The 4,506-nt window shown below is 54.5% G+C and carries 8 protein-coding genes; all 8 read left to right on the top strand.

Going from position 1 to position 4,506, the window contains the following annotated elements:
• Positions 1–246, top strand: a 246-nt coding sequence (locus AACZ26_RS13250; protein WP_339622280.1) for a hypothetical protein, incomplete at its 5' end; no start/stop codon positions are given.
• A gap of 48 nt (positions 247–294) precedes the next feature.
• Positions 295–1,311: a hypothetical protein gene (locus tag AACZ26_RS13245; RefSeq protein WP_339622278.1), complete on the top strand. Its 1,017-nt coding sequence runs from the start codon at positions 295–297 to the stop codon at positions 1,309–1,311.
• Between the two features lie 167 nt (positions 1,312–1,478).
• Positions 1,479–1,661 carry a hypothetical protein gene (locus tag AACZ26_RS13240; RefSeq protein ID WP_339622276.1) on the top strand — a complete coding sequence of 61 codons (183 nt, stop codon included), beginning with the start codon at positions 1,479–1,481 and terminating at the stop codon, positions 1,659–1,661.
• An 84-nt stretch (positions 1,662–1,745) separates the two neighbouring features.
• A complete protein-coding gene (locus tag AACZ26_RS13235) occupies positions 1,746–2,249 on the top strand; it encodes a DnaT-like ssDNA-binding protein (RefSeq protein WP_339622274.1) in 504 nt (167 codons plus the stop codon).
• A complete protein-coding gene (locus tag AACZ26_RS13230; RefSeq protein WP_339622272.1) occupies positions 2,246–2,629 on the top strand; it encodes a hypothetical protein in 384 nt (127 codons plus the stop codon). The genes AACZ26_RS13235 and AACZ26_RS13230 overlap by 4 nt, the downstream gene beginning before the upstream one ends.
• Complete coding sequence (locus tag AACZ26_RS13225; RefSeq protein WP_339622271.1) at positions 2,626–3,084, top strand: hypothetical protein; 459 nt, start codon at positions 2,626–2,628, stop codon at positions 3,082–3,084. Before AACZ26_RS13230 ends, AACZ26_RS13225 begins: the two co-directional genes overlap by 4 nt.
• Entirely contained in the window at positions 3,081–3,515 is a 435-nt protein-coding gene (locus tag AACZ26_RS13220; protein WP_339622270.1) for a phage tail terminator-like protein, read from the top strand. The genes AACZ26_RS13225 and AACZ26_RS13220 overlap by 4 nt, the downstream gene beginning before the upstream one ends.
• 15 nt (positions 3,516–3,530) lie before the next feature.
• Entirely contained in the window at positions 3,531–4,469 is a 939-nt protein-coding gene (locus tag AACZ26_RS13215; protein WP_339622269.1) for a phage tail tube protein, read from the top strand.
• Positions 4,470–4,506 lie beyond the last annotated feature (37 nt).

The raw sequence follows: 4,506 nt of genomic DNA, 5'->3' as shown, positions 1-4,506 counted from the left end.
GTTCGGGTACTTGACGCCAGCGGCAAACCGTCTATCCTTACGGTAGATGATTTGAAAACCGAGTTTTTAGGAAACGAATCATTTGCAAGCATAATCAAAGCACCCGCTGGTAGTGGGGGCAATGCTGCACAGTCTAGGGGTGGTACTCCTGCAACGAAGAAGCTGTCCGAGATGTCCGTCGCGGAACAGTCAACAATGGAACGAGAGAACCCGGAGCAATTCAGAGAACTGATCGCAGCCGAGTAACTCCATCCACAGGACAACCAATTACACAACTAACTACCCCTATATAATATGGCTACAGTACAACTAGCGGACGTTTACACGCCCCTCACATTCGAACGAGTCGCACAGCAAGCGCAACTCGAGACAAATCGTTTCCTCGCCTCAGGCATCATGGTGAACGATCCACTCATCACGCAACGCCTCTCAGGTGGTGCACAATCCATTGACCTCCCACAGTTCAAGGGACTCGGCATCAAAGAGCCTAACTACTCTTCAGACGTTGCAGCGAACAAGAGCGTACCGAACAAGCTCGAAGGAGTCTTGCAGAAGGCGCGTTCTTCCCAGCGTAACGACTCATGGGCTGAAATGGATCTCGCGGCTGATCTCAACCTCGGAGAAGATGCTCTTGCAGCTATCGGCGGACGTGTAGGTCAGTTCTGGTCAACAGACGACGAGCACCGCCTGATTTCATCCCTCCAAGGTGTCAAGGCTGACAACATAGCGAACGACTCAAGCGACATGGTTTACACCGTCGCGACAGACGACGCCGGCGCAATCACCGATGCAGAGCGTATCAGCGCGGACGCAATCGCAGAAGCAATGCAGACTATGGGCGACCATAAGGACAAGCTTGTAGCTATCGCGATGAACTCACGCGTTCAGACACAGCTCCAGAAGCTGAAGCTTGTAGAGCCACTCTATGACTCAGCAAACGGCGGTGCGTTCATGTTCAACACCTACAACGGCCTCCGCATCATCGTCGATGACTCACTAGAGCCAGAAGCCGGATCGAACCGTCTTACCTACACGACTATCCTCTTCGCAGGTGGTTCCGTAGGATTCGGCACAGGCCCAGTGAAGAACCCATCAGCACTTGACCGCGACGAGACAAGCGGAGATGGTGGTGGTGAGAGCTTCCTTCACAGCCGCGTGAATACTTGCCTCCACCCGTACGGCTTCCAGTTCACAAGCAACAGCGTTGCGGCTAACTCAGCCAACTATGTTGAGCTTGAGAGCGCGGTCAACTGGGATCGTGTTACAGAGCGCAAGCTTGTAGGAATCGCATTCCTCGAAACTAACGGCTAGAAAGCTTTTGGTATGACATAACACAGGCCCGCCTTGCATCATGTGGGGCGGGCCTTTCTTTATCAATATGACCACCGAAAACCATGAAAAACAATCTACTACTTTGCAACCTAGTCGCGAGAGGCCACAGCCTGAAAGAAGCGCGAGCAATCGCAGAAGGAAAGCCCGTGGCTGTTGAGGCCCCGCAAGAAAGCCAGCCCGTGAAGCCGGCTCCGAGCGAGATCAAGAAAAAACTGGCCGCTAAGATCGAAGCGGCTGGAGGCATCGCCCCCGCAGCATCTAAGAGCGTCAAAGCATTCGAGAAAGCACTGGCCGACGCAGAAGCGCCGATCGAGGAAGACCTCGTCTAATTTTTGGAGGTGTGGCGGCGTGTTTCTGTTGGTGTTTTTCCGCCGCTGCATCTTCTTACTTTTCCCTATTTACCTAACTAATTTATGGCACTAATCATCGAAGACGGCTCAGGAGTCGCAGACGCTAACAGCTACGGCACAGTCGCAGGGCTCCAAGTTTACGCGGACTCTCGCGGTATCTCCTTGCCGGTAGTCACCGCAGAACTTGAGGCGCTACTTATCAACGCGAGCGACTACTTGCTCGGCATGGAGGACCGCTGGCAGGGCTACAGAGTCGAAGCGACTCAGGCGCTCAGCTTCCCCCGCGAAGGCGTCTTCTTGTATGGCTCACTACAGCCGAGCACGACAATTCCTGCCGCGCTAATCAACGGCCAGTATCAAATCGCGATCGACTACAACTCGGGCAATATGCTGCCAACTGGCGCAGGCCGCGAGACGCTCAAAGAGAAAGTTGACGTGATCGAAGTCGAGTATGCTGAGACGGGGCAAGGTGCATTCGTGCCGATTCCGACGAAAGCCCTCTTGACTCTCAAGCCCCTCTTCGACGACTCAGCCGGACTAATCAACAACCTGACAGTGATCCGATGAGCGCGTTTTATGAGGGACTCGCAGGAACCGCGCAGCGATTGATTGCCGACAAGGGCGCAAGCGTCACGCTGAGACGTGGTACGGCAACTGTTGACCCTATCACCGGCGAAGCCACAAGCGCCTCAGATACCTACACGATGGACGTGGTGCAATTCCCTTTCCGTGGTGGTGCGAACAAATACCCCGAGACATGGGTCCAAGAAGCCCGCAAGGGTCGCATGAGCAAGTTTCTCGCATCTGCGAACAGCGTCGAGATCGTACCCTTGACGGGCGACACCGTGACTGACGTCCTCGGCGTCGAGTGGCGCTTGCTCGGGACAGAGGATCTCAACCCAGACGGGACAAAAATCATCTACACCCTATTCGGTTCTAAGGTATGAGTTTCCAGCGAGACATTGCAAAATTCAAGATCGGATCTCTGGAGATTGCTTCAGAGGCCCGCAAGAATGCAACCCTCGCGCTATTCTCAGGCGTCATCAAATCGACGCCCGTCGGCAACCCCGATCTGTGGGACATCAGCGATGAGCAATGGCTCAGCGTGATTGAAAGCGGCTACAAGGGCGGATCTCTCCGCGCCGCGTGGGTGCTGTCCAATGACAAAGCGAGCAAGAAAGTTCCTAATAGTCGCGTACCTTTGACGAGTTCAGAAATCGTCAACCTCGCAGACAATGGGCGACCGATATTTCTAGCTAATAATCTCCCCTACGCTCGCCGCGTGGAATACGGATGGAGTTGGCAGCAAGCCCCGAAGGGCATGGTGCGCGTGAACTTCAGACGCATCAAGCGCCAGCTCAAGAAGGCGCTCATGGCAGCGAAAACCAAGAAAATTTTATGACACTTAAAGATTCACGATCAGCATTGATCCAGCACCTACTCACAGAACTCGGGACACCCGGGCCGCTTCCGTCGATCATGTACGACAACGTGGCATTCGAAGCACCAAACGAGATTTGGCTCCGGGTATCGTTCCAGCCAGTCGAGAACCGCGTCGCGACACTCTCAGGACATGGACAGGACGAAGCCAGCGGCTTTTTGCAAGTCTCGGTGCAAGTCCCGATGGAGTACGGCAGCGGGGAAGCTTACGAGATGGTCGATAAAATTATCGCGGCTTTTGACGCAGGCGCAATTTTGCCTTATGATAACGGCACAACTCAAGGTTATGTATTCTCAGACGGGGCGAACGCCTCGCCGGCCATAACATTTGAATCATTCTACTCGATACCGGTCACGGTTGACTGGCGTTCGAGGAGAACACGAAACCAATAAACTAACTACTATATTATGGCTGACTCATCAAGACACACGATGTCCTATACCCTCGAATCCGTTTACGGCACGACCCCTGCAACCCCTCCGATGTCTGACCTCAGACACACAGGGACAACGTTGGGACTTTCTAAAAACTCCACCCTCACCGAAGAACTTCGCGAGGATCGACAGATCGCTTGCTTCCGTCATGGTGCGCGACAAGTTGGCGGAGACGTCACCGCTGAACTTTGGTACTCAGCCCTCGATGATATGCTCGAAGCGGGCCTCTGCGGAACGTGGGCAACTGACACACCTATAGCAGGAACCGACCAGCTCAAAGCCGGCGTAATTCGTCGCTCGTTCTCAGTATTGCGAGAGTTCTCAGACATCGCACCAGCAGACAAGCCTTTCCTCATGACCACCGGCGCAGAGGTCAACACATGGGAGATGAGCGTGACAGCTGACGCGATCGTCACGACTTCCTTCGGCTTCATCGGCCAGAACCAAGCGGTTTCAGAGACGGCTCCGGCTGGCGCTACTGGCGTCCCAGCTGCGACGGGTTGCCCGATCACTTCCTTCAGTGGTTCCATCCTCGAAGGTGGCGCTGCAATCGCAGACGTGACCGAGGCGACGCTCACACTGGACAATGGCATCGAGCCGCGCTTCGTGGTAGGTTCAGACATGACGATCGAGCCGAAGATCGGACGCTCGAACCTCACGGGCTCGATCACGGCATATTTCGAGAACTCCACGCTTCTCGAAAAGTTCATCGACGAGACACCATCCAGCCTTGAGCTGAACCTCGTTGACGAAGCCGGGAACGCCTACAGATTCCTGATTCCTAACATCAAGTACACAGGCGGCCAGCCTGACGTTTCCGGCGACGTAAGCATCACGCTTGCAATGCCGTTTCAAGCGATCTACGACATCACCGAAGATTCCCAGATCACTATAGAGCGCACAGACGTATAACTTACCCACAACCCCGAACCCTAAAAGCCCCTAGTGA

The sequence above is a fragment of the uncultured Salinibacterium sp. genome (assembly GCF_963974405.1).
Taxonomy (GTDB): Bacteria; Actinomycetota; Actinomycetes; order Actinomycetales; family Microbacteriaceae; genus Rhodoglobus.
The sequence above is the reverse complement of the archived record's forward strand: the minus strand, read 5'-3'. Positions and strand labels throughout refer to the sequence as shown.

What these genes read in the sequence shown, in the direction of transcription:
- AACZ26_RS13245 (WP_339622278.1), top strand. Translation starts at nt 295, where the DNA reads ATGGCTACAGTACAACTAGCGGACGTTTACACGCCCCTCACATTCGAA.
- AACZ26_RS13235 (WP_339622274.1), top strand. Translation starts at nt 1,746, where the DNA reads ATGGCACTAATCATCGAAGACGGCTCAGGAGTCGCAGACGCTAACAGC.
- AACZ26_RS13230 (WP_339622272.1), top strand. Translation starts at nt 2,246, where the DNA reads ATGAGCGCGTTTTATGAGGGACTCGCAGGAACCGCGCAGCGATTGATT.
- AACZ26_RS13225 (WP_339622271.1), top strand. Translation starts at nt 2,626, where the DNA reads ATGAGTTTCCAGCGAGACATTGCAAAATTCAAGATCGGATCTCTGGAG.
- AACZ26_RS13220 (WP_339622270.1), top strand. Translation starts at nt 3,081, where the DNA reads ATGACACTTAAAGATTCACGATCAGCATTGATCCAGCACCTACTCACA.
- AACZ26_RS13215 (WP_339622269.1), top strand. Translation starts at nt 3,531, where the DNA reads ATGGCTGACTCATCAAGACACACGATGTCCTATACCCTCGAATCCGTT.